Origin of the sequence: Terrimicrobium sacchariphilum, from assembly GCF_001613545.1 — a bacterium.
GTDB lineage: Bacteria > Verrucomicrobiota > Verrucomicrobiia > Chthoniobacterales > Terrimicrobiaceae > Terrimicrobium > Terrimicrobium sacchariphilum.
This window is the reverse complement of sequence record NZ_BDCO01000002.1, coordinates 2,860,375-2,882,846: the sequence shown is the minus strand read 5'-3', so window position 1 is coordinate 2,882,846 and position 22,472 is coordinate 2,860,375. Positions and strand designations below refer to the sequence as shown.

Sequence of the window (22,472 nt, the reverse complement as noted above, 5' to 3'; positions counted from 1 at the left end):
CGGCATCGCGATCCTTTAAGGCGGTCCGGAGAGTCCGCCAAGGAGACTTAATGAGCCAAGAACACCCTGAAACCTTGCTCGTGATGGATGCGGACGCGATCCGCAAGGCCATCCGACGAATCGCTCATGAGATCGTTGAGCGAAATACTGACCTTTCCCGGCTGGTCATTGCCGGCATTCCCACCCGAGGGGTGGAGGTCGCCAAGCGAATCCTGGACCATATCGAGCAGATCGAGGGAGTACGCCCCGAGTTTGGCGTGGTCGACGTCGCCATGCATCGCGATGATCTGCGGCGACGAGGCCGCCTTACAGCAGTGGTGCCGACAGAGTTGCCCGTCGATCTCGATGATCGGGTGATCGTGCTGGTCGATGACGTGCTTTTTACCGGACGCAGCTGCCGTGCAGCGCTCGATGCCATTTCTTCATTTGGCCGGCCCGCGCGCGTGCAGTATGCGGTGCTGGTGGATCGGGGACACCGCGAGCTGCCGATCCGAGCCGATTATGTTGGCAAGAATGTTCCCACGGCCCTGGAGGAGAAAATCCGCGTCCGCTTTGAAAACCTCGATTCCGTGCCGGACAGTGTGCGCGTCGTTCGCGCGGTAAATTCATGAGTGGCTGGACGCGCAAGGATCTCCTGGGCCTCGATGAACTCAGCGCGGAGGAACTCCGCATCATCCTGGATACGGCCAAAGCCTTCAAAGGTGTTGGCGAACGCAGTCTCAAGAAAGTGCCCGCACTGCGTGGTCACACGATGGTGAATTTCTTCGTCGAGCCGAGCACGCGCACGCGTACCTCCTTTGAACTCGCCGCGATGCGTCTCAGTGCCGATGTGGTGAATATCTCCGCCACCGCCTCCAGCCTGCAAAAAGGCGAATCGCTCAAGGATACCGCGCTGAATCTTGAGGCCCTGCGCGCAGACATCATCGTGCTGCGGCACAGCTCCGCCGGAGCCTCCCGGTTTCTTGCGGAGCGCCTTCAGGCCAGCATCATCAATGCTGGTGACGGAGCTCACGAGCATCCCACACAGGGACTCCTCGACATCTTCACGATGATCGAAAAGCGCGGCAGCCTGGAGGGTGCCGAGGTGGCAATCATCGGCGACATTCTTTTCAGCCGCGTCGCTCGCTCAAACATTTACGCCCTCAACAAGCTCGGCGCGAAGGTGACCCTGGTCGGGCCGTCCACGCTCGTGCCGAAGGCCTTTGAAAAGCTCGGCGTCAAGGTTGCTCATCGTATTGACGATATCCTTGAAACGGCTGACGTGGTGAACCTGCTGCGCATCCAGCACGAGCGCCAGCGCAAGGAGTATTTCCCCGGCATCGGTGAGTACATCAAGCTCTTTGGTCTGACCAAGGCCCGGGCAGAACGCCTCAAACCGGGGTGCCTCATCATGCACCCAGGTCCGATCAACCGCGGCGTCGAGATCGACAGCGACGTGGCCGATGGCGATCGCAGTGTCATCCTCGAGCAGGTGACGAATGGGCTGGCAGTGCGTATGGCCGTGCTTTACCTCTGCGCGGGAGGAGTGGGATTACCTTCATGAGTACTTTGAGAATTTTCAACGGCCGCATCATTGATCCGGCTAATGGCAGGGATGAAAAGGCGGATCTTTGGATTCGCGATGGCGTCATCATCGAGACTCCGGTGGATGGCACGAAGGCCGACGAGGAGATCGACGCGAAGGGGCGGATCGTCGCCCCGGGCCTTATCGACATCCATGTGCATTTCCGCGAACCCGGGCAGTCTCACAAAGAGACCATCGGGACAGGTTCCCAGGCGGCAGCTGCAGGTGGATTCACCAGCGTTGTCTGCATGCCCAATACCTCCCCGGCTGCCGACAACGCCGGAACGATCACCCTCATCCGGGAAAAAGCGGCAACGAGTTCGGTCGTTAATATTTTCACAACCGGAGCGATCACCAAGGGCCTCGCGGGTCAGGAACTGGCTCCGTACAACGCCATGGTCGGCGCGGGAATCGTCGCGATCACGGACGACGGTCATTGCGTGCAGAACCACGAGGTGATGCGCCGTGCGGTTGAGTATGCCCGCATGTTCGGCCTCGTCGTGCTGGATCACTGCCAGGACTATTCGCTCGTTGGCGGAGGTGTGATGAATGAAGGCGAGTGGAGCCTTCGCCTTGGTCTGCCGGGCTGGCCGCGCATCGGTGAGGAAATCATCGTGATGCGCAACATCCTGCTCGCGGACTTGTGTGACTCGCCCATTCACTGCCAGCACATCAGCTCTGGCGGCAGCGTACGGCTGATCCGCGAGGCGCGTGCGCGTGGGGTGAAGATCTCCGGAGAGGTTTGCCCGCACCACATTGCGTTGACGGACGATCATCTTCAGACTTTCGATAGCAACTACAAGATGAACCCGCCTCTGCGCACCGAGCGTGACATCGAGGCGATCATCGGCGGCATTGCGGATGGTACGCTGGACATCCTGTGCAGCGACCATGCTCCCCATGCGAAGTACGAGAAGGAGGTCGAGCTCGACCAGGCGCCTTTTGGCATCCTCGGTCTGGAAACCGAGTTCGGTTTGTTCAGCGACATCCTCGTCCACAAGAAGAAGGCCATCGACATGGCTCGGCTCATCGAGCTTTACACGTCGAAGCCCGCAAAGCTTCTCAGCCTCGACCGCGGCACGCTTGGCGTGGGCGCACAAGGTGACGTGACGTTGATTGATCCCGACCTCGAGTGGGTGTACGACAAGGAGCTGTCTCCTTCCCTCTCGCGGAATACGCCGTTCCACGGCACCGAGATGAAAGGCCGGGCGGTGCAAACCATCGTCGCAGGCAAAACAGTCTGGTCCCTTTGAGCAGTCCTTACGACCTCATCGCCACCGACCCGTCGAGCAAGGCGAGGGCGGGGGTACTGACTACACGACGCGGTCCCATCGAGACGCCTGTCTTCATGCCGGTCGGCACGCAGGGAACCGTCAAGGCGGTCTCGCCCCGTGAGCTTCATGAACTCGGTGCGCAGATCATCCTGGGCAATACCTACCATTTGCACGTCCGGCCGGGCGAGAAGCTCATCTCGCGACTCGGCGGCCTGCATCGTTTCAATGGTTGGGATCGGCCAATACTGACGGATAGTGGCGGCTTTCAGGTCTTCTCGCTGGCCCGTCTGCGCAAGATCACGGAGGACGGTGTCCATTTTCAGAATCATCTGGATGGAACGCCGACCTTCATTGGGCCCGAGCAGTCGATGGAGATTCAGCGCGACCTAGGTTCGGATATCGTGATGACCTTTGACGAGTGTCCTCCATATCCTTGTGAGGAAGCGGTGGCGTCAACGAGCCTGGATCTGACTTTGCGCTGGGCGGTTCGTTGCAAGGAATGGTGGGCGTCCCAGCCGGATGAGTCCAAGCCGCTGCTCTTTGGCATCGTGCAGGGGTCCTCCTATCCTGAGCTCCGTGCGAAAAGCGCGCAGGAGCTCGTGAAGATCGGCTTCGATGGCTATGCCGTGGGGGGCGTCAGTGTCGGCGAACCGGAGCCGGAAATGATGGCGGCGATTGAGAATGCCGAACCCCATCTCCCTCAGGACCGCGCCCGCTATGCGATGGGGCTGGGTACGCCTCCGCAAATGGTGGAGATGGTGGCGCGGGGTATCGACATGTTTGATTGTGTATTGCCGACCCGGCTGGCTCGCAATGGCACGGCCTTCACTGCGGCGGGAACGATGGCGCTGAAGAATGCCGGATACGCCGAGGACCCCGGCCCGATTGAGGAAGGCTGCACCTGCTATGCCTGTGCAAACTTCACTCGCGCCTATATCCGCCACCTGATCAAGGCCGAGGAGATTCTCGGCCTGCGTTTGGTGTCACTGCATAACCTGCATTTCTATCTGAACCTTATGCGGACCGCCCGCCGGGCGATCATCGAAGGGAACTTTGCTGAATTTCGCCGGGCGTTTGTTGCCGGGTACAAAAAGAACGAAGCTAACGCCTAAACGGGCGTTCGATAGTTTGACAGGGTATTCCTGAGGGGCCTGCGAGGTTTTTTCCTTGCAGCGGGTTTGGAATCTGCCATTAGCCTTTTCTCGTGCGCACCTCCACGGCATTTCTGGCGTTCGCGGTACTGGGTTTCAATGGGCTTCTTAAAGCGCAGACGGTTATCCCGTTGGTCAACGAATCCGCAAGCGGGCAATTAGGGATCAATCTCCGGATGGGCAGCAACACCCGGTACTTTACCTACATCCTGGATACAGGCTCCGCGGGCTTTTTCACTGCGAAAGGAACGACCTCGGCCTGGGACAATACGATTGACTCGGTGACGGGAGAGACGTTTTCCGTGAGTTATGGAACGGGGTCTCTCGCTTACAGCGGGGTGGTGGCTAATACCAGAATCACCTTTTCCGATGTCAATGGGATCGAGTACGCGGTTAATGACGTCAGGATGGGCGTCATAACCAACGAGCCGTACACGGGATGGGATGCCAATATCAATCACATGACTGGCGGGGTGGCTGATCCCATTCCACCGGAGAGTCCCACGACGCACCTTTTTTACGGTACACTGGGAGCTGGGCTTTATCAGACGAAGCCGGAGGCCGGTTCCTTGGTCAGCGTACTAGCCCAGATGCCCGCAGGCCCGGGGTTAACGAAGGGATTCATGATTCATACCGGGGGAGCAAATTCCACTTCGGCGACGCTCACCGTTGGTCTCAGCCAGGATGAGATGGATTTGTTTCCCATCAAGATTCAGATGAATCCCTCGACCGGCACGGTGACGAATGACAATCATACGACCGCCACGCTTTACCCCGAGTCGCAGACCACTGCGACCTACACGATCATTAAGGGCGAGGAGACCTATACGGCAGTGGCCAACCTCCTGCTCGATACCGGCGGTCTAGGCACTCATATTACGACCGGCACGGATATCAATCCGCCCGACTCGATGGTAAGTGATGGGCAGATCGTTGACGGGGCCAGCTTCCAGACACATGTGGATGGCATCACGTTGTCGCAGGCGCTCAATTGGCTCATCAGCCCGACCGGAAGCACGGAATTTGTCGACAAAGTGGGAGTTGTCTCGGGAACGAGCAGTGGAAGCCTGAACTCGGGGATCGCGCTCTTTTACAACTACGATGTTTATTTCGATACCGAGAATGGCGTCATCGGGCTGCGCTCGGTTCCTGAACCAGCTGTCGGCTGGCTGCTGGGGCTCGGATTGTTCGCGGCGCTTGTTATTCGCAGGCGTATCGCGGCTCGTTAGGCGAGGGTCGGAAGATCGCGCAGGAAAATACGCGCAAGGATATCGCCGACTTCCTGCACAGTGAAGGGGCGGGCTGCCTCCTTTTCAATGCAGGTCATCTGAACTCCCGCGATACCGCAGGGGGTGATGTAGTTGAATGCCTCCAGCGAGGAAAGAGTCACATTCAAGGCGAGACCATGCATTGAAATCCATTTCCGGACACCCACTCCGAGAGAGGCGAGCTTGCGATCCTCGACCCATACGCCGGTAAGGCCGTCGCGGCGACCAGCAGTGAAGCCGCATTCTGCACAGGTTAAAATGATGACTTCCTCAAGGAACCGCAGATAGAGGTGCAGGTCACGCCCGCGCTCGGCGAGTCGGAGGATGGGGTAGCCGACGAGTTGCCCTGGCCCATGCCAGGTCGCCTGACCACCGCGGTTGATCTCGAAAACCGGGTGAGGGAGAGAGGTTGGCTGCCGGAGACTGGATTGATCCCGGGTGCGACCAATGGTGTAGACGGGCTCGTGTTCCAGCAGGAGGAGCTTTTCGGGTCCGCCCTCCAGGCATTGGTCAACAAGCTGGTTTTGCAGATCGAGAGCGGCGGCGTACTCGATACTGCCCAGCCACTGGACTTCAGGATGGGAAAGAGATGGGATCATCAGATGGTTTCCAGGGGAACCTTTTTTAACTTGGCCGCGTCGACGGCATGAAAGTGAGCAAGTCCGATCGCGATGGCATCGGCGGCATCGGACTGTGGCGTCTGGGTCAACCCCAGGAGAGCACGCACCATGAATGCGACCTGCTGTTTGTCGGCGCCGCCCCGGCCGACGACGGCCTGCTTGACCCGGGTGGGGGCGTATTCGTGGACGCTAAGGCCGCTCTCGGCTGCGGCGAGAATCGCCGCGGCACGGGCCGCTCCCAACGTGATCGCCGTCTGGTAACTCTGGACGTAGATGATTCCCTCTACCGCCATGGCTTCCGCAGAGTGTTTCCTGATCAAGCTGGAAACAGCTTCGCGGATGGCGAGAAGACACCCGGAGGGGGCGATGCGTGGCTTGTTCTGAATGGTACCATGCTCGGGGCAGCTGATTTTCTTCCCCTCACGCACGAGGACGGCATAGCCGGTGCATCTCAGTGCGGGATCGATGGCAACAATTCTCTCAACGGACATCTTGCAGGATTTCGTCCAGCCTACGACGAACTGTCGCAACGTCCAGTGCCGAAAGATCGCCTTGGGGCGCGGCGAGCACGCTTACGTGGTCATTGGCTGGAGCCCAGATCTGCGGATCGGTCGGGCCGAACATGAGAAGACACTGTGCCCCGGCAGCTGCAGCCAGGTGGGAGATGCCAGAGTCGTGACCAACGAAGAGCGTACTACGGCCAAGGATGGCCCCGAGAACGGGAAGGGGAAGTCGTTCCAGAAACGCGAAACCGTGGTCGGGTAGCGTGCTCCTGAGCGTCTCCAGGCGCGGAATATCGGCTTCTCCTCCGACAACGAAAATGCGTTCCCAACGAGCGGAAAGATGCTCCGCGACAAGAAACTCTCTCCAGGCGGTCAGCGGCCAGTTTTTTCGCTCCCCGCCGCTGCCAGGATGCACCGCCAGAACGCGGGAATGATGCTGGCGGACGAGAAATTGATCGGCCAGGGCAAGGTCGTCATCTGCCGGGAAAAACTCTGCGGCGGGGTCCTCGAGCCAGAGAGCCATTTGCTGCAATGGCAGGGCGAGCTGACGAGCGGCGTGATCTGAGTCGTCGAGCTTGGGGGAGATTGTAATGAGATTCTTCACTCCAGCCTTGCGGAGGCTCGACTCGAAAAGTTTGTCGGGGTCGTAGAGGTAGCTGACGACCTGATGGAATCCGGAAAAATACTCCGATAGGTCGCGGTCGAGATCGGACTTGGGATTGAAAAAACCAGCAAGAGGACCGTACTCGATGGAGCGGGTAGCATTGGCGTAATATCTTCGCTCTGCGAGGGATGTGATATGCCTGTAGCCGAGGATCTCGACGTGGGCTTCAGGGAAGCTTTCCCTGAGAAGACCGATCGCGGGGAGAGTGAGGATGAAATCCCCGATGGCGCCTCCGCGAATGACAAGGATGCGGCCTGCCATGAGGCCGGAAACCTAGTGGTTGAACTGCTGCATCTGAGAGCCAAGGGCGCCGCCGCCTTCCCAGCTCTGGGGCTTGTTCCAAGGCACCGTTCCGCCAGCTTCCTGGGTGGTGCGATCTTCGTCGCTCATCGGGGCGCAACCTGAGATGGCCGCCGCAATAGCGACGGCACTGAGGAAGGCGAATATACGATGCAGCATGAGCGACTGGATAAGATTCCTTATTCGGCCGACTGGTAGATCACGCGATCGCCGGGGTTGATCACAACTCCCTGGGGAACGCTGTTCGAGACGATGTCGGCGATGGAGGTCGAGGGTTCAACGGAGGTCACCCGGACCTTACCGATAAGCTGACGTCCACGCTTGATGAGCAGCTCGGCGTTGTTTACGACACCATTTTTGTCACCGAGGCTGAGAACCACAAAGTTCCATGCGGGATTCACGGCGAGGATCTTGCCTTCCGTGCCGGGACGCATGAGGCCCTGTTTGCGATCCTCATCAGCCTGACGGTACTTGCTCAGCTCGCTGGTCTGGTTGTCGACCTTCTGCTGGAGCTGGGCGATAAGCGTTTCCTGCTCCTTCTGAATGGCAAGCTGCTCCTGCGAGGGACCCTGGGTCGCCGGGGTCTGCTGGGCATTACGGAGATTTTCAAGTTCCTGCTGCTTCGACTGAACGTCGGCCTGCAACTGGGTGACCTGGCTTTCGGCAGCTGTCTTCTGAGTCGTCAGCGAGGCGACCTCGGACTTGGCCTTTTCGACATCGCTCTGGAGCGAGGTGACCTGGCTGGTCGCCTGGTCACGTTCGGCCTTGACGGTGGCGAGATTCGTATTGGCATCGTTCAACTCTTTCTTGGTTGAAGTCAGCGCTTGTTGGGTCTGAGAAGATTTTTCCTCAACAGAGGCGAGAGATTCTCGGGTGGCGTCGAGTTTGGTCTTGTTCAGGAATCCGAGGACTCCGGAAGCGACTACGAACACGAAGGAGGCGAACAGCAGGATTTTTCCCATAGTTAACTGGAGGCGATTTTGGCAGCAGGGTTCTTGCTAGCAGGGGTTAGTCCGATGAGCAAGAGGCAATTACTTTGGCAAATCTTTGGGTTTGCGTCCAGTTCTTTAATCGGTAGGTTGTGCGTCGCCAGAGACTATGGACTGCGGACGGAAGAACCCCGCCAGGGCAGGAATGCAGCAACGGTATTTTGCTCCTCTTTGCCGTAGTTCTCTGGCACTTTTCTTTTCGAGGTGAGCCGGCTCGTCGTCGGCGGCTTGACCTGTTCCCCGTAGATAATTACTCTGAATTTCAATGGATTGTGAAACTCTAGAACGCGTGCGTGGAAGCCTGATGGATTTTTTGGGCACCAGGGGACTGCGTCGCACGATCCAGCGGGAAGCCATTATTTCCGCCGCCTTTTCCACCAAGGATCATTTTTCGGCAGAGGAGCTTTTGGACAAGGCGCGGCAGATTGAAAAATCTGTTTCCCGGGCGACCGTTTACCGGACATTGCCGCTTCTCGTGGAAAGCGGATTCCTTCGCGAACTCGATCTCGGCGGGGATGTCACGGTGTATGATCCGAATTTCGTCGAGCATCCGACCCATAACCACCTGATCTGTGTGGACTGCAATAAAATCATCGAGTTCGAGGACACCAACATGGAGTTGCTGGAAAATTGCATCACGCGCCGTCTCGGGTTTTCGCCCGCTTCGAAGGCGGTGAAGATCGAGGGTCACTGCGACGAACTCAAGATGCACGGCTCGTGCCGCCATCAAAAGGACAAAGCCTCCTAATCTTTTTATTCAGCCATGTGGAAAGGCCGCTTCAAGCAGGCTCAGTCGAGTCTGCTCAAATCCTACGGGGAATCTGTATCGTTCGACGCCAGGTTGTATCGCCATGACATTCGCGGGAGTATTGCCCACGCCCGGGCATTGACTGCCGCGGGCATCCTGACGCCGGATGAATTTGCCCAGATCGAGGGTGGCTTGCGCCAGATCGAGAAGGAGATCTCGGAGGGAGAGTTTGTCTTCGACATCGACCTCGAGGACGTTCACATGAACATCGAGGCCGAGTTGACAAAGCGCATCGGCCCGGCCGGGGCGAAGCTCCATACCGCCCGCAGCCGCAATGACCAGGTGGCGCTCGATCTCCGGCTCTATCTCCGTGATGAGATCGAGGTGATCCGCGGGTTGGTTCGTAGTTTTCAGCGGGCGCTCGTCGGGCTTGCCGCCAGACATGAAGAGGACGTGATGCCGGGCTACACGCACCTGCAGCGCGCCCAGCCGGTGCTCGTCGGCCATCACTTGCTGGCATATGTCGAGATGGCGGAGCGCGATCATGGCAGGCTGGGGGATGTATTGACCCGTCTCGATCAGATGCCGCTTGGGTCGGGCGCCATTGCGGGATCGACCATCATACTCGACCGCGAGGCCGTGGCCAAAGAGTTGGGCTTTTCCGGGGTGACTCAGAATAGCATGGATGCCGTCTCCGATCGCGATTACGCACTGGAATTGCTTTCCGCCCTGGCGATCCTGGGCATGCACCTTTCCCGCCTCAGTGAGGATGTGATCCTGTGGGCGTCGGCCGAGTTTGGATTTATTGAGCTGAGCGACCGTCACACGACAGGTTCCAGCCTGATGCCGCAGAAGAAGAATCCCGATATCGCGGAGCTGACCCGAGGCAAGACTGGCCGCCTTTACGGCAACCTCATCTCGCTTCTCACCACGATGAAGGGCCTGCCGCTTACGTACAACCGCGACATGCAGGAGGACAAGGAGGCGATCTTCGATTCCGTCGATACCGCCAAGGCCGCGCTCGCGATCTTTGCCGAGATGATGGAGGCCGCCAGCTTCCGCTCTAAAGTAACGGCGGAAGCCACCAAGGACCCGAATCTCCTGGCGACCGATCTGGCGGATCGCCTCGTGCTGGGAGGGGTGCCCTTCCGGCAGGCTCATGAGATCGTGGGCAAGCTGGTCGCTCTAGCCGCCGAGCGCGGTGTCGGCCTGCACAAGCTGCCCGACGCGGATTATCTCGCAGCCAGTTCGGTGCTGACCCCTGCGGTGATCGCCGACACCTTCTGCGTGCAAACCGGACTTGCTGCGCGCAAGGCCCCCGGGGCTCCGTCGCCGGAAAATCTTTCCCGCCGTCTGGCTCATTGGAAGGCCGTGCTGGCCTAGGAACGATGTCGGACTCGGGCTGGAAGACACTGAAACGGGAGCGCATCTGTCTGTCCCCGTATGTGCCAGTCTGGCAGGAAATCGTTGCCACGCCGTCCCGACCCGAGGGGATCGAGTGGACGGTGGCGCGCCGCCCGACCGCAGCCGTCGTGGCGCCAAGGACTCCCGATGGACGCTATATATTAATCCGGCAGGAACGGATACCCATCCAGCGTGCCATGTGGGAATTTCCCGCCGGGCAGGTGGAAGGAGAGATCACCGAACAATCGATCCGCGATACGGCATTCCGGGAGTTGATCGAGGAAACGGGCCTGCATTGCACGGGGGAACTCATCCCGCTGGACTTTTTTTACTCGTCGGCGGGCTTCACCGATGAACGCGGTTTTCTCTTCCTGGCCACAGAGGTGGTGCCGCATGAAAAGGGGGCATCGCCGGATGAACTCGAAGCGATCCTTGAAGTTCGCGCTTTTTCGGCGGATGAGTTGAGGCAGATGGTGGCGACTGGAGAGATTTTTGATGCGAATACCCTGTCTGTCTTTGCCCGGCTGACGGCTCGCGGCCTGCTGGCATGAACTGGCGCAAGTTTTTCGACTTTCGCGAGATCAACGACGAGCCGAAGCCGTTCCTCGAGCATCTCGAGGATCTGCGGCGAATGCTCATCAAGATGATCGTCGTGCTGGTCCTGATGATGGGAGGCTCATTTGTTTTCCAGGAGCAGTTGATCGCGGTCATCATGCACCCGCTTCTTTCCGTGGACCCCACGCGGTCGCTGGTCAATCTGGGCGTCAGCGATCCGCTTTCCATCGCCATCGAGCTGTCTTTTTACGCGGGACTCATCCTGTCGTTTCCCTTTCTCGTGCTTTTCCTGGCGGAGTTCATCGTCCCGGCGCTGACAGCGACCGAGCGTCGCATGCTGTATCCCGCTGCGGGGGCGGCCCTGGGCCTCTTCCTCCTGGGCGTGGCATTTGCCTACTGGGCGGTATTGCCTCCGACGCTGAACTACTTCTTCAACTACTCCAAGGATCTGCACTGGCAGCCGCAGTGGAGCGTGAGGGAGTATTTTTCCTTTGTGTCGCAGTTTGTGATTTCCTTCGGCCTCGCGTTCGAACTGCCGCTGGCGGTACTGCTGCTGGTCAAGCTGGGCATCCTGGATTACCGCATCCTGAACCGCACCCGCGCCTTTGCGGTCATCATCATCTTTTTCTTTGCCGCCGTCATCACGCCCACGTCGGATATCTTTACCCTCATCCTCATGGGCGGGCCGATGTATCTCCTCTATGAGGGCTGCATCTGGATCGCCTGGTACCTCGATCGTCGCGAGCGGATCAGATATGAGAAGGAGCGGGCAAAACGCCTGAGCCTGGAAGGCGAATAGTTCACGCTCGTTCCGAGCGAGTTCCTTACTTCAGGATCAGACGGATGGCTCCCGCCAGGGAAAAGAGGATCATCAGCCACTCGAAGACCTGCTGATTCACCTTTCTAATCAGCCAGCGGCCTGCAAAGACGCCGCCGATGACGAGGGGAGCGAGGATCAGGTTGAGGGTAAGACTGCTCCCATTGATCAGGCCCAGCGAGGTGCTGAAAGGAACCTTCACGAGATTGACGGTGAGGAAAAACCATGCGGCGGTGCCGACGAATTCCATCTTGGGCAGCTTGCACGCGAGCAGGTAGATCGTCATCACAGGACCCGCAGCATTTGCGAGCATCGTCGTGATGCCGGCCAGCCAGCCAAAAGGCCAGGCGACCCCTGGGTGCTCGGCGGCAAATTTCAGCATGTTACCTCCGTACTTTTGGAGCAACACCAGCACGATGAGGCCCAGCGTGAGCCAGCCAATGACGCGACCGAAGACATGTGCGGGAATATGGGGCATCAGGAGCCAACCGCAGACGATGCCCGCCAGGGCGGGCCAGAGCAGGCGCAAGACCAGTTTCCGATCAGCATGCTGATGGTAGGCCTTTACAGCAAAAATATCGGCCGTGATGAGCATGGGCAGGATCGCCCCGGTCGACTCACGGGCGGGCAGCACCTGGGCCATGAGGAGGACTGCGACCATGCCGAGGCCGCCGAATCCACCCTTGGCCAGCCCGATACACAGTGCGGCCATCGCCGCCAGCAGCCAGGTCTCGGGTCCTAAGGTCGGTACAGACATCAGTGGAGGCCGAGCACAGGCCTGACGCCGTCAATGATGAGTTGCACACCGATGCAGAGAAGGAGGAAGGCCATGATCTTGGTCAGGGCATTGGCGCCATTCACTCCGAGGACGGAGAGCACCTTGTCGGCCTCCCGGAGGACGATCCAGCACGTCAGACTGATCAGGAAGATTCCCGCCAGGGCGGCCAGGGTGGTCATGGAAAGAAGATGCGGGGTTTCCGTGCTGCGAGTCATGACGACGGCGATGGACCCCGGGCCGGCGATGAGAGGGAGGGCGAGGGGAGTGAAGGAGATGTCGGGTTTGTCCTCGGCCTCGCTCTTTTCATCCGGCTGCTGGGTCTGGTGATGGGCCGAACGCAGGAGGTTCATTCCAACCGTCGCCACGACAAAGCCGCCCGCAATGCGTACACCGGAGAGCGAAATGCCGAAAAAGCTCAGGATGAAGGTTCCGGCGAGGAGAAAGCCCGCCAGAATCAAAAATACGTAAAGTGATCCCTTCAGCGCCTGCGCGGCCCGGGTTGAGCGTTTTTCACCATCGGTGATCGAGAGAAAAATCGGCGCGTTGCCCAGTGGATTGCAGATCGGAAACAACGCCGCATAGGTGGTGATCACGATTTGGATGAAGTCGCCCATGCCTGCGATCATGGGGAAAAATGCGCGAGGGACAATAGAGAATCGCCTGAGGTTTCGTAACGTCGGGCTGGATTGTCACCGCGACCTTGTTGTATCACCACGACCACATGAAAATCGTAGTCGCGTATTCCGGCGGTCTCGACACGTCGGTCATTTTGAACTGGCTCAAGGACACCTACTCCGCAGAAGTCGTTGCGTTCTGCGCCGATGTCGGTCAGGAGGAGGAGCTTGACGGCCTCGAGGAAAAGGCCCTCAACACGGGTGCCAGCCGCTGCTACGTCGACAATCTCCAGGAAGAGTACGCTCGCGATTTTATCTTCCCGATGATCCAGGCCGGAGCGCTTTACGAGGGACAGTACTTCCTCGGCACCAGCATCGCCCGCCCGCTGATCGCCAAGCGCATGGTGGAAATCGCCCTCGCTGAAGAGGCTGACGCCATCGCTCACGGCGCGACGGGCAAGGGCAACGACCAGATCCGCTTTGAGCTGACCGCCGCCGCCCTGGCTCCGCGCCTCCAGGTGATCGCCCCGTGGCGTGACGAGCGCTTTCGTACGGAATTTCCGGGCCGCGCTGAGATGATCGCCTACTGCGCGGATCGCGGAATCAACGTTGAGGCCTCGGCCAAGAAACCGTACTCGATGGATCGCAACCTCCTGCACATCAGCTACGAGAGCGGCATCCTCGAGGACCCGTGGTTCGACGCCAGCGCGCCGGAGCACAAGGGCATGTACAAGCTCAGTGTGTCTCCGGAAGACGCGCCGGATACGCCGGAGTACCTGGAGCTGAATTTCGATCAGGGCATCTGTACCGGCCTCGCTCACCCGCGCCTGTGGGAAATCCTTTCCGAGCTCAACTACAATGGCGAGCAGGACGCCAGCCTGACACCGCTCTGGATCATGCGCGTCCTCAACAAGCTCGGTGGGCAGCATGGCGTCGGCCGCGTCGACATGGTGGAAAACCGCTTCGTCGGCATGAAGAGCCGCGGCGTCTACGAGACCCCGGGCGGAGCCATCCTGCATTTTGCCCATCGCCAGATGGAATCCCTCACGATGGACCGCGAGGTGATGCACCTGCGTGATTCGCTCATCCCGAAATACAGCACGCTGGTCTACAACGGCTTCTGGTTCGCTCCCGAGCGCGAGGCCCTGCAGGCTCTGGTCGCCGAGTCGCAGAAGAACGTCACCGGTACGGTGCGCCTCAAACTCTACAAGGGCAACATCATTGCCGCCGGTCGCAAGAGCCCGGTCAGTCTCTACAACCCGCATATCGCGACGATGGAAGCCGACCCGACCAAGGCCTACAACCAGGACGACGCCACCGGCTTCATCCACCTCAATGCCCTCCGGCTCAAAGTGGCCGCCGAGGTGCACGGAGCCTAGCATTTCGTGCGGTTCGCACGGTTCTGGCAATGTCGGACGAATGCCTCCGGCTTGGTAAAAGCCTGGGGCTGGTCCGACCAGTCAGAAGCCGAGGCGGGGCATAATGCCGAGGGGCGTCTGGCTCGCATCCTGAACTTTCTGCGGGAGGGGAAGGATGCGCTGGACCGGTATGGTTACGGCTCTGATGGTGTCTTGAGAGAACCTGTGGTCGAAGAGGGAAGCCTCTCCGATGGCGGCAGGTATGCCATCAGCCGTAACGCCTACGGGGCATTCGTTCTGAATGCCGAAAGGGTGATCTTTGTTGATGCCGATGTTTCAGTCCGCATCTCGTTGATCGATCGTCTGAAAGGGCTTTTCGGCCGGGGCGTTGATCCGGCCGCGGTTTTCGCTGCGCGGGAGCAGGAAATTCGTGACTGGCAGAGAAAAAATTCCCGGTATTCCATCGCATGCTACCGCACCTTTGCCGGGTTCCGTCTGGTCGTTCGAAATTTCCTGGCCGGCCCGGAGCATGACGAGGTGAGGCGGATACTGCGAGAGCTGTGCAATGACGCAAATTATCGGCAACTTTGTGCGAGACAGGCGTGCTTCCGGGCTCGACTGACGCCTAAACCATATCGGACCGGTACGGGTATGCCGCCGGCGAGATTCCCCTTCGAGAAAAGTGGCGATGCGGAGAGGTTTGCCTCCTGGAGCGAGGGGTATCTGAAGGCGGCGACAGGGTACGCTGTGTGTCGTACTCCCGTGATCTTGGGTGATGCCGAGCCGTTACCAGCCGTGAGGGAGGTGCTGACCATTCACGACAAGGCCTGCTGTAGGGGAGACCAGCTTCCGCTAGCCTAGGCGGTTTCGGCGGCTTTCAGGAGCTTGGGCCCGGTGGGGCAGAGGTCGTAGATTTCGCAGTTCGCGCAATCGGGCTTGCGGGCGACGCAGCGGCGGCGGCCATGCCAGATGAGCCAGTGGCTCAGGACGGTCCAGACAGTACGCGGGAAGAGCTTCATGAGGTCCTGCTCGATCTTTACGGCGTCGGTGTGACGGGTGAGGCCGAGGCGGTTGGAGAGTCGCGTCACATGGGTGTCGACCACCACGCCTTCGTCGATGCCGAAGGCGTTGCCGAGCACGACGTTTGCCGTTTTGCGTCCCACCCCGGGGAGGGCGGCGAGTTCCTCCAAGGTACGGGGAACTTCTCCACCGTACTTCTCCAGGAGTACTGAGGCCATGGCCCGGATGTTCTTTGCCTTGTTGCGATAGAAGCCGGTGGAACGAACGATTCCCTCCAGTTCCTCCTGCGAAATTTCAGCGAAATCCTTCGCGGTCTCGCAACGGGCGAACAGGTCTTTCGTGACGATGTTCACCCGCTTGTCCGTGCATTGGGCGGAGAGGATCGTAGCGACGAGCAACTCCAGCGGAGTGCGGTAGTCCAACTCGCAGTGGGCGTCCGGATAGATGTCCGGAAGCCGCTGCGTGAGGTGTTGGGCGCGGGCAGCCGCGCGCGTCATTGCTTCGGTCCGAGAGCGGTGAGGCGCTCCTGGGCCTTGGGCGCGTACTGGCTGTTTGGGTAATCCTTGACCAACTGCTCGTACGTGCTGCGGGCGCGGTTGAACTGCTGGGTCTGAAGCGCCTTTTGCTTCGGGTCGGTGATGCCTGCGGCCTGCAACTCAAGCAACTGCCCGGCATTCCAGAGACCTTCGGCGGCAGCGACCGGGACGCCTTCGAAGTAGTCGCCGATCTTGGAGAAGGTGTCGATGGCCGAACCCTGGAGATCACGCTGCTTCCCGGGATCCGTCTCGGCCTTGGCGCGCTCGACGAGGATATAGCCCGTGAGCAGAGTCGCGTTGGCGCGGAGCTCCGCCGTAGCCTGCTGACCGGCGATGACACCACGGAGCAGGTTCTGTGCTTCATCCAGCTTGCCCTGGTTCTTGAAGGCGACGGCAATACCGTAGTTGGCCTCGAGCACCTTGGGCGACCAGCCATAGAGGGTCTTCAATTGCTCAAAGAGCTGTCCGGCCTTGGCGGCATCGCCGCTGGCCTGGGCAGCACGACCGAGGCCGAAGAGCGAGATGGCCTGAGCCTCCTGGATCTGCGGAAGGGCGGCCTGCGGCTGGGTGCCAGCCGGAGTCGGGTAGTCCTTGGCGATCTTTTGGAAGACAGCAGTAGCCTCATTGTATTTCTTCGCATCGATGAGCGCGAGGCCGTAGACATCGAGATCCTGCGGCGCGTACACGACATCGGGGTTGTAGGCGGCCGTCATGATCTCAAGAGCCTTGGCCTTGTCGCTTTCCGAGACATAATTTGCGAGGGCAAACTGGATCTTGCTCTTGGCGTTGGCGTTCGGGGCGTTCTCAGCCAGAGCCTCGAAGTACTGCTGGACCTCAGGGGCCTTCTTCAGCTCGGCAGTCATCATTGTGCGCTGGATGCGCAGGAGATTTTGCAGAGTCTCGGGAACGGCCGGGCTATCCGGATACTTTTTAATCAGCTCCTCGGAGGCGGCAATGCTGCTGTCGATGAGCGTCTTCCAGAGCGCACGCTCCTGCTCGTTGAGCGCACCGTAGCGACCGAGGCCTTCCGCCTTCGCGCGCTGCATGGTGGCGACTTTTACGAGGGCGAGGGCGGCCTGGGGATTGTCCGGGTATTTGGCCACGTAATCGCGATAGGTGGCGAGCGCATCGTCGGCCTGCCCAGCGCTGGTCTGGAGTTGTGCGATGGTATCGTATGCGCTGTAGACCTTGTCGTCCTTGGGATACTTTTCGATGAAGGCCTTCATCAAGGCGATCACCTCATCGTTCTTGGCTTCTTGGGCGCGAAGCTGGGCGCGGATGAAGTAGCTGAACGGAGCCGGCTGGCTGTCGGGGTACTCGGCTGCGACCTGAGCCATCGTCGCGATGCCTTCCTCCTTCTGGCCGACGGCGAGTTGAGCGGCGGCCTTGGTGTAAAGGGCGAGGGGGGCGAAGACGGTCTTGGGGTGCGTCTTGACGTATTCGTCGAGGAGCGGGATGGCTGCAACGTTGTCACCTTTTTGCTGGGTTCCGATAGCGATCCAGTAGGAGGCTTCGTCAGCCTGCGGGGTGTTGGGGTACTTGCTGCGCACCTCCTGGTAGCTCTTGATGGCGTCGTCCCACTTCTGGGTATCCTTGTAGACTCCGGCGAGTCCGCTCAGGGCGATGACGCCGACTTCCGGTGGCGGATTCTTCGAGAGGTAGTCCTTGAAGGTGTTTGCTGCCTCGGTGTACTTGCCGGTGCGAGCCTCGGCGGCCGCCTTGCTGACCACGCTGATGCCGACGAACCGTCCCTTCGGATAGATGGCGAGAGACTCGTCAAAGTACTTGATCGCCTCGGGCAGATTATTCTGGGCGAGGTACATGTTGCCGATAGCGACAGGCAGGTTGTCGGCAACGGGATCGCCCTTGTATTTGCTCTGGAACTGATTGTATCCCGCCACGGCCTTGTCCGTCACACCCTGGAGGGCGTAGGTCATCGTGGTGAAGTAGAGGGCACGCTTCTTGTCGTCATCCGTGGTGAGGAACGGGTCGACATGCTGGAACACGACGCGGGCGGCATTTAGCTGCTGCTGGCCGAAGAAAATCTCACCCATCTTGGCAAGTGCGGTGGCCACCTGGTCTGGCTTGCTCTGGAGTTCGGCGAGCTTCTTGAGTTCCCGCTCGTTTTCCTTCTCAAGGAGTTTCAGCTTGGCTTGATCACGAGCCTGAATGGCGGCGAGACGGCGGGATGGGAATTCTTTGATCTTGGCCTGCTGGAGGGCAATGATCGCATCCTTCGGAGCGACGGCGCGGTAGGCATCGAGAGCCTGCTGATAGAGAGGGGCGCGATCGGCTTCCGGGCTGAAGGCGGCCTGGTTGAAGAGGATTTCGCCGAGTTGGAAGTTTGCCTCGTTGATGAGGGCGATGTCCTTCTTGTTATCAATGATGGCGCGGAGCAAGGCGATGGCCTTCTGATAGAGGCCGAATGCCTTGGCGCGGTCGCCGTTGGGGTTGTTGAGTTCGAGACTTCCCTGTGTGGCATAAGCGATGGCGAGCAGGTTTTTGCTCACCGGGATCGTGCTGCTGTTGGGGAACTTCTGAATATTCAGCTCCAGGTCCTTCACCACATCGTCGTACTTCTGGATCTGGTACTCGGCGATGGCGCGACCGTAGATCGCGGCCTCGAGGTCAGGGGCCTGCGGGTACGCATTGATGAAGTCGGTGAACTTCTTGATGGCGTCGTTGAAGGTGGTGACGCGCTTGGGGTCATTCATCGGCATGGCTGCGGCCTTGGCCGAGAGAATCTGCGGGATGAAGCTGTCGACCACCTGTTTGAGCTCGGCCGGGAGCGGCGGACCCTTCACTGCCTTGTCGAGAATGGCAAGGGCGTCGTCGAAACGGGCGAGGAAGTAGTAGGTGAAAGCGAGTTGGATCTGGGCCGTCGGGATGACGAGATCCGTCGGGTAGTCCTTGATCAGTTTCTCATACGCGGCCGCGGCGGCTTTGTAGTCGCCGGTCGAGTAGATGTCGTACGCAGCAGAGTTGGCCTGAGCCGCGCCGGGGGATTGAGCTTGGAGAGGAGCGGCAACGCCAAAAAACAGAACGGCCGCGGTCAGCAGAATGGGAAGGACTCGGATCATTGGGGCGAATGCGGAACCATAACTCGGATCGGGGCGGTTTTGCCACTGCAAAAACAACGGGATGCCCAAAGGGCGCAAGATGCCGGGTCTGGCAGACAATCCGTGACTCCATGCGCGTTAAGTGCTTGAACGTACGCCGAATGATCCCCGACATCGCCATCTGCCACCATGGAGAGTTTGCCGACCTCGGGGAGCTCGTGCGCCTCAAGCATGCACAGGGGTTAACGGTCTCTCTCTGCGTGCCGGTGCTCAATGAGGAGGATACGATCGGCGAGGTGATCCGGTGCCTGAAAGCGTCATTGCACGATGACACACCTCTGCTCGATGAGGTGGCGGTGGTGGACTCCGGTTCCAGCGACCGGACTCGCGAGGTGGCGGCAGCGGCTGGAGCGGAGGTTTATCTCGCGAGCGAAATTCTCCCCGAGTGTGGACCCGCGCGCGGAAAGGGTGAGAATATCTGGAAGGCGACTGCCCGGCTCAAGGGCGACATCATCTGCTTCGTCGATGGCGATGTGCGCAATATGCACCCGCGGTTTGTCTACGGACCCCTCGGCATTCTTTTGACGAGGTCCGGGGTGGTTTATGCCAAGGGCTTCTATGACCGTCCGCATGCGGCGGTGGAGTTGGGATTGCGCCCGGCCGGAGGGGGGCGCGTGACCGAGGCGCTGGTGCGGCCGTTGTTTTCTCTTTTCTATCCGGCGCTGGCAGGCTTTGTGCAGCCGCTGGCCGGAGAGTATGCCGCGCGGCGATCCGTCCTGGAGCGCATTCCGATGCCGACGGGTTACGGGATAGAGACAGCGCTGCTGCTGGATATTTATCGTATCCATGGAACCGAGGGGCTGGCCCAGTGCGACCTCGACGAGCGCATTCACCGTCACCAGGATACGGCATCCCTCGGGCGGATGAGCTTCTCCATCCTCCAGGCTTTTCTCCGCAGGACGCAGGCCGATGGAGTGTTGGCTGCTCCCGGTGTACTACCGGAGATCTACCGTTCCTTTGTCCGCGAGGATGGAGTGATGCGCCTGAATGAGACGCGCATCGAGGACTTTGAAAGGCCGCCGCTTCTGGAGGTGCCCGGTTACGTGCGGTGATGAGGATAGCGATCCTGCATTTTCATTTACGCCCTGGCGGCGTAACCCGGGTGATCGAAATGGCGTACGATGCCCTCGTGGCGGCTGGGCACGAGGTGCTGGTGGTGAGCGGAGAGCCGCAGCCGGAGATGGGCCGCCTGCCAGCTCATGCGGTGGCGGTGGCCCCGGCGATGAGGTACGGAGTGGCGTCTTCGCGGTGGGAGGAACTGAAAGACGAAGTCGAGGCCTGTGTGCGGACGATCTGGGCCGACGGTGCGGATGTGCTGCACCTCCACAATCACGCTCTCGGAAAGAACTTCGCCCTGCCCCTGGCGGTGGCGGCGTGGGCGCGGGACGGCCAGCGCTTGCTGCTCCATATTCATGATTTTGCAGAGAATGGCCGACCCGAGAATTACCGGCTGCTCCTTGAGCAACTCGGCGGCGAGGAGGGGCTGCGCGGCACGCTTTATCCGGTTTCCTCCCGGATCGCCTACGGTTTGCTGAACCATCCGGATCTTAAGCGCATGCAGGCGGCGCGAAGCTGCCACTGGCTGCCGAATCCGGTCATCCTGCCACGCTCGCAAGCCCCGGTGAAGGCGTCGGAACTTCAGGCCGAGCGGCTCATCGTTTACCCGTGCCGCGGCATCCGCCGGAAAAACATCGGTGAGGCGTTGCTTCTCTCCGCCGCATTGGGACCAGGAGAAAAGCTGGTGCTGACCGCGCCGCCCATGACGCCCTCGGACAAGGCGCTCTACGCCCGTTGGAAAGCGGTGGCCGAGCGTCTGCGGTTGCCGGTTGTCTTTGAAGGCCAGACCTTGCTTGGGCGGACCACGGTGGATTTTTTGCTTGGGGCTTCCCTGTGCCTGACGACGAGCGTGACCGAGGGGTTTGGCATGGCGTTTCTGGAACCCTGGCTGGCGGGAGTATCGCTGGCGGGGCGTGATCTCCCTCAGGTCACACACGACTTCCGCGCATCTGGAGTCGAGTTTTCCCATCTCTACGAGCGATGTGACATCCCGGTGTCGGACTCCCGGCGGCAGGCAGTGGAGCAGGCGATCCGCGATGCCGTGCGGCATAGCTGCGAGAGCTATCAGGTGCCACTTCAGGCCGACATGGTCGCTGCCGCCTGCGCGGCGGTGTTTATTGGGGAGTTGGGGGATTTTGGACGGCTGCCCGAGGCGGCGCAGGAGCGCATCCTGGACGAGGGAGGCCGAGCGGCTGTCTGCCTGCTCCCGGAAAGCTCCGGGGTCATGGAAAGGAATCGCGCGACGATTGCCTCGCAATACTCAGCGGAAGCCTATGCGGCCAAACTCGAGTCGGTTTATCGCGACCTGCTTGTGCAGCCTGCTTCCGCCGTTGATTTTCTCGATACCCGCGCCTTGCTACTGGAGATGTTGGATTTTGGAGATTTCTCCGCTCTTCGCCACGGGGCGCTAGGATAGGAAACTCCCCAACCGGGCGGTGAGGGCGAGCAGGGTGACCTTGGGGCGGTCGACGAGGAAGCATTTCATGCCGGCAGCCTCCGCGCCCCGCCTGTCGCGCACCGGATCGTCGCCCACGTGCAGGCAATCCGCCGGAGTCAGCCCGAGAGAAACCACGGCTGTTTCAAAAATCGCGGCAGCTGGTTTATCTGCGCCACAGACGCTGGAAATCGTGATGGACTGAAAGTATGGCATGACGCCATGGCCCGAGAGGATCGTCTCGAGGCGGCGGTCAAAATTGGAAATCACGCCGAGAGGAAACCGCACCGACAAGGCCTCCAGGCAGCCGAGAACCTCGGGAAAAAGCTCCCAGCTCGAGGGTTCGGCGTAGCGCCGGTAGACGGTATCGAACCATCCCTCCTCATCAAAAGAGGCGGGGAGGGGATCGCATCCCCGGTGCAAGGCCCCCAGCGCAAGCGCACGCCACCACGGGCGGTCATCCTCCTCGCGGGAGCCTGCAATCGTTGCGCGAGCCGGTTGCTCCTTCCAACTCTGGCGAAAGGCGGCTTCCATCTTTACGGGATCGGCCTTGGCTCCGAAGTCCCGTGCGATTTCTGCGTAAGTGGTTCCAACTGGGGCAGTGAGCCGGATCAGGGTGCCGGCGGCATCGAAAAAAATGGCTCGGGGTTGACCCTTGACCTTCCGCGAGCGGACGATCATATTCATCTATTCCCAACG

The 22,472-nt window shown here is 60.1% G+C and carries 23 protein-coding genes and 1 other RNA gene; 14 read left to right on the top strand and 10 right to left on the bottom strand.

Annotation, left to right across the window (positions count from 1 at the left end):
- Positions 1-50 precede the first annotated feature (50 nt).
- The 5 genes from pyrR (at position 51) to TSACC_RS13465 (ending at position 5,218) form a co-directional block, all read left to right on the top strand.
- On the top strand, positions 51-611 hold the full coding sequence (pyrR, locus tag TSACC_RS13485) for a bifunctional pyr operon transcriptional regulator/uracil phosphoribosyltransferase PyrR (RefSeq protein WP_075079777.1): 561 nt from the start codon (positions 51-53) through the stop codon (positions 609-611).
- A complete protein-coding gene (locus TSACC_RS13480) occupies positions 608-1,543 on the top strand; it encodes an aspartate carbamoyltransferase catalytic subunit (protein WP_075079776.1) in 936 nt (311 codons plus the stop codon). The genes pyrR and TSACC_RS13480 overlap by 4 nt, the downstream gene beginning before the upstream one ends.
- Entirely contained in the window at positions 1,540-2,817 is a 1,278-nt protein-coding gene (locus TSACC_RS13475; protein ID WP_075079775.1) for a dihydroorotase, read from the top strand. The genes TSACC_RS13480 and TSACC_RS13475 overlap by 4 nt, the downstream gene beginning before the upstream one ends.
- Positions 2,814-3,950 carry a tRNA guanosine(34) transglycosylase Tgt gene (gene tgt / locus TSACC_RS13470; protein WP_075079774.1) on the top strand — a complete coding sequence of 379 codons (1,137 nt, stop codon included), beginning with the start codon at positions 2,814-2,816 and terminating at the stop codon, positions 3,948-3,950. The genes TSACC_RS13475 and tgt overlap by 4 nt, the downstream gene beginning before the upstream one ends.
- 215 nt (positions 3,951-4,165) lie before the next feature.
- Positions 4,166-5,218, top strand: coding sequence for a PEP-CTERM sorting domain-containing protein (locus TSACC_RS13465; RefSeq protein WP_237763972.1), 1,053 nt, complete (start codon positions 4,166-4,168; stop codon positions 5,216-5,218).
- Here the strand turns inward: TSACC_RS13465 and lipB are convergent.
- Genes lipB through TSACC_RS13440 form a run of 5 tightly spaced genes read right to left on the bottom strand, consistent with a single transcriptional unit; the run spans position 5,215 to position 8,306 of the window.
- Positions 5,215-5,856, bottom strand: coding sequence for a lipoyl(octanoyl) transferase LipB (gene lipB / locus TSACC_RS13460; RefSeq protein ID WP_075079772.1), 642 nt, complete (start codon positions 5,854-5,856; stop codon positions 5,215-5,217). The genes TSACC_RS13465 and lipB overlap by 4 nt on opposite strands.
- A complete protein-coding gene (ruvC, locus tag TSACC_RS13455) occupies positions 5,856-6,368 on the bottom strand; it encodes a crossover junction endodeoxyribonuclease RuvC (protein WP_075079771.1) in 513 nt (170 codons plus the stop codon). The genes lipB and ruvC overlap by 1 nt, the downstream gene beginning before the upstream one ends.
- On the bottom strand, positions 6,358-7,305 hold the full coding sequence (locus TSACC_RS13450; RefSeq protein ID WP_075079770.1) for a glycosyltransferase family 9 protein: 948 nt from the start codon (positions 7,303-7,305) through the stop codon (positions 6,358-6,360). Before TSACC_RS13450 ends, ruvC begins: the two co-directional genes overlap by 11 nt.
- Positions 7,306-7,317: 12 nt before the next feature.
- On the bottom strand, positions 7,318-7,503 hold the full coding sequence (locus TSACC_RS13445; RefSeq protein ID WP_075079769.1) for a hypothetical protein: 186 nt from the start codon (positions 7,501-7,503) through the stop codon (positions 7,318-7,320).
- Between the two features lie 20 nt (positions 7,504-7,523).
- Positions 7,524-8,306, bottom strand: coding sequence for a hypothetical protein (locus TSACC_RS13440; RefSeq protein WP_075079768.1), 783 nt, complete (start codon positions 8,304-8,306; stop codon positions 7,524-7,526).
- Positions 8,307-8,431: 125 nt separating this feature from the next.
- Here TSACC_RS13440 and ffs point away from each other — a divergent pair.
- From ffs to tatC, 5 genes are all read left to right on the top strand, one after another.
- An RNA gene (gene ffs / locus TSACC_RS13435) (signal recognition particle sRNA small type) lies at positions 8,432-8,526 on the top strand.
- A gap of 96 nt (positions 8,527-8,622) precedes the next feature.
- Positions 8,623-9,081, top strand: a complete 459-nt coding sequence (locus tag TSACC_RS13430; RefSeq protein WP_202815968.1) for a Fur family transcriptional regulator — start codon at positions 8,623-8,625, stop codon at positions 9,079-9,081.
- A 15-nt stretch (positions 9,082-9,096) separates the two neighbouring features.
- Positions 9,097-10,464 (top strand): argininosuccinate lyase, encoded by a 1,368-nt coding sequence (gene argH / locus TSACC_RS13425; protein ID WP_075079766.1) that lies wholly within the window; start codon positions 9,097-9,099, stop codon positions 10,462-10,464.
- 5 nt (positions 10,465-10,469) lie between these two features.
- Complete coding sequence (locus TSACC_RS13420) at positions 10,470-11,036, top strand: NUDIX hydrolase (protein ID WP_075079765.1); 567 nt, start codon at positions 10,470-10,472, stop codon at positions 11,034-11,036.
- Positions 11,033-11,839, top strand: coding sequence for a twin-arginine translocase subunit TatC (gene tatC, locus TSACC_RS13415; protein WP_075079764.1), 807 nt, complete (start codon positions 11,033-11,035; stop codon positions 11,837-11,839). Before TSACC_RS13420 ends, tatC begins: the two co-directional genes overlap by 4 nt.
- Before the next feature lie 25 nt (positions 11,840-11,864).
- Here tatC and TSACC_RS13410 read toward each other — a convergent pair whose 3' ends face one another.
- On the bottom strand, positions 11,865-12,614 hold the full coding sequence (locus tag TSACC_RS13410; protein ID WP_075079763.1) for a sulfite exporter TauE/SafE family protein: 750 nt from the start codon (positions 12,612-12,614) through the stop codon (positions 11,865-11,867).
- Positions 12,614-13,249 carry a MarC family NAAT transporter gene (locus tag TSACC_RS13405; RefSeq protein ID WP_075080739.1) on the bottom strand — a complete coding sequence of 212 codons (636 nt, stop codon included), beginning with the start codon at positions 13,247-13,249 and terminating at the stop codon, positions 12,614-12,616. Before TSACC_RS13405 ends, TSACC_RS13410 begins: the two co-directional genes overlap by 1 nt.
- A 107-nt stretch (positions 13,250-13,356) precedes the next feature.
- Here TSACC_RS13405 and TSACC_RS13400 point away from each other — a divergent pair, with 107 nt between their 5' ends.
- The gene (locus TSACC_RS13400; RefSeq protein ID WP_075079762.1) at positions 13,357-14,628 is read left to right on the top strand and encodes an argininosuccinate synthase; all 1,272 of its coding nucleotides are present in this window, start codon (positions 13,357-13,359) and stop codon (positions 14,626-14,628) included.
- 6 nt (positions 14,629-14,634) lie between these two features.
- Positions 14,635-15,468, top strand: coding sequence for a hypothetical protein (locus TSACC_RS13395; RefSeq protein WP_153811424.1), 834 nt, complete (start codon positions 14,635-14,637; stop codon positions 15,466-15,468).
- Here TSACC_RS13395 and nth read toward each other — a convergent pair.
- Together nth and TSACC_RS13385 are read right to left on the bottom strand one after the other, a co-directional pair.
- A complete protein-coding gene (nth, locus tag TSACC_RS13390; RefSeq protein WP_075079760.1) occupies positions 15,465-16,124 on the bottom strand; it encodes an endonuclease III in 660 nt (219 codons plus the stop codon). The two genes, TSACC_RS13395 and nth, sit on opposite strands and share 4 nt — an antisense overlap.
- Entirely contained in the window at positions 16,121-19,243 is a 3,123-nt protein-coding gene (locus TSACC_RS13385) for a tetratricopeptide repeat protein (RefSeq protein WP_075079759.1), read from the bottom strand. Before TSACC_RS13385 ends, nth begins: the two co-directional genes overlap by 4 nt.
- A gap of 140 nt (positions 19,244-19,383) precedes the next feature.
- Between TSACC_RS13385 and TSACC_RS13380 the strand changes: the two genes are divergently transcribed.
- A complete protein-coding gene (locus TSACC_RS13380; RefSeq protein WP_075079758.1) occupies positions 19,384-20,334 on the top strand; it encodes a glucosyl-3-phosphoglycerate synthase in 951 nt (316 codons plus the stop codon).
- Positions 20,334-21,755 (top strand): glycosyltransferase, encoded by a 1,422-nt coding sequence (locus TSACC_RS13375; protein WP_084400453.1) that lies wholly within the window; start codon positions 20,334-20,336, stop codon positions 21,753-21,755. The genes TSACC_RS13380 and TSACC_RS13375 overlap by 1 nt, the downstream gene beginning before the upstream one ends.
- Here the strand turns inward: TSACC_RS13375 and TSACC_RS13370 are convergent.
- A complete protein-coding gene (locus TSACC_RS13370) occupies positions 21,747-22,454 on the bottom strand; it encodes an HAD-IA family hydrolase (RefSeq protein ID WP_169809639.1) in 708 nt (235 codons plus the stop codon). The genes TSACC_RS13375 and TSACC_RS13370 overlap by 9 nt on opposite strands.
- Positions 22,455-22,472: the final 18 nt, after the last annotated feature.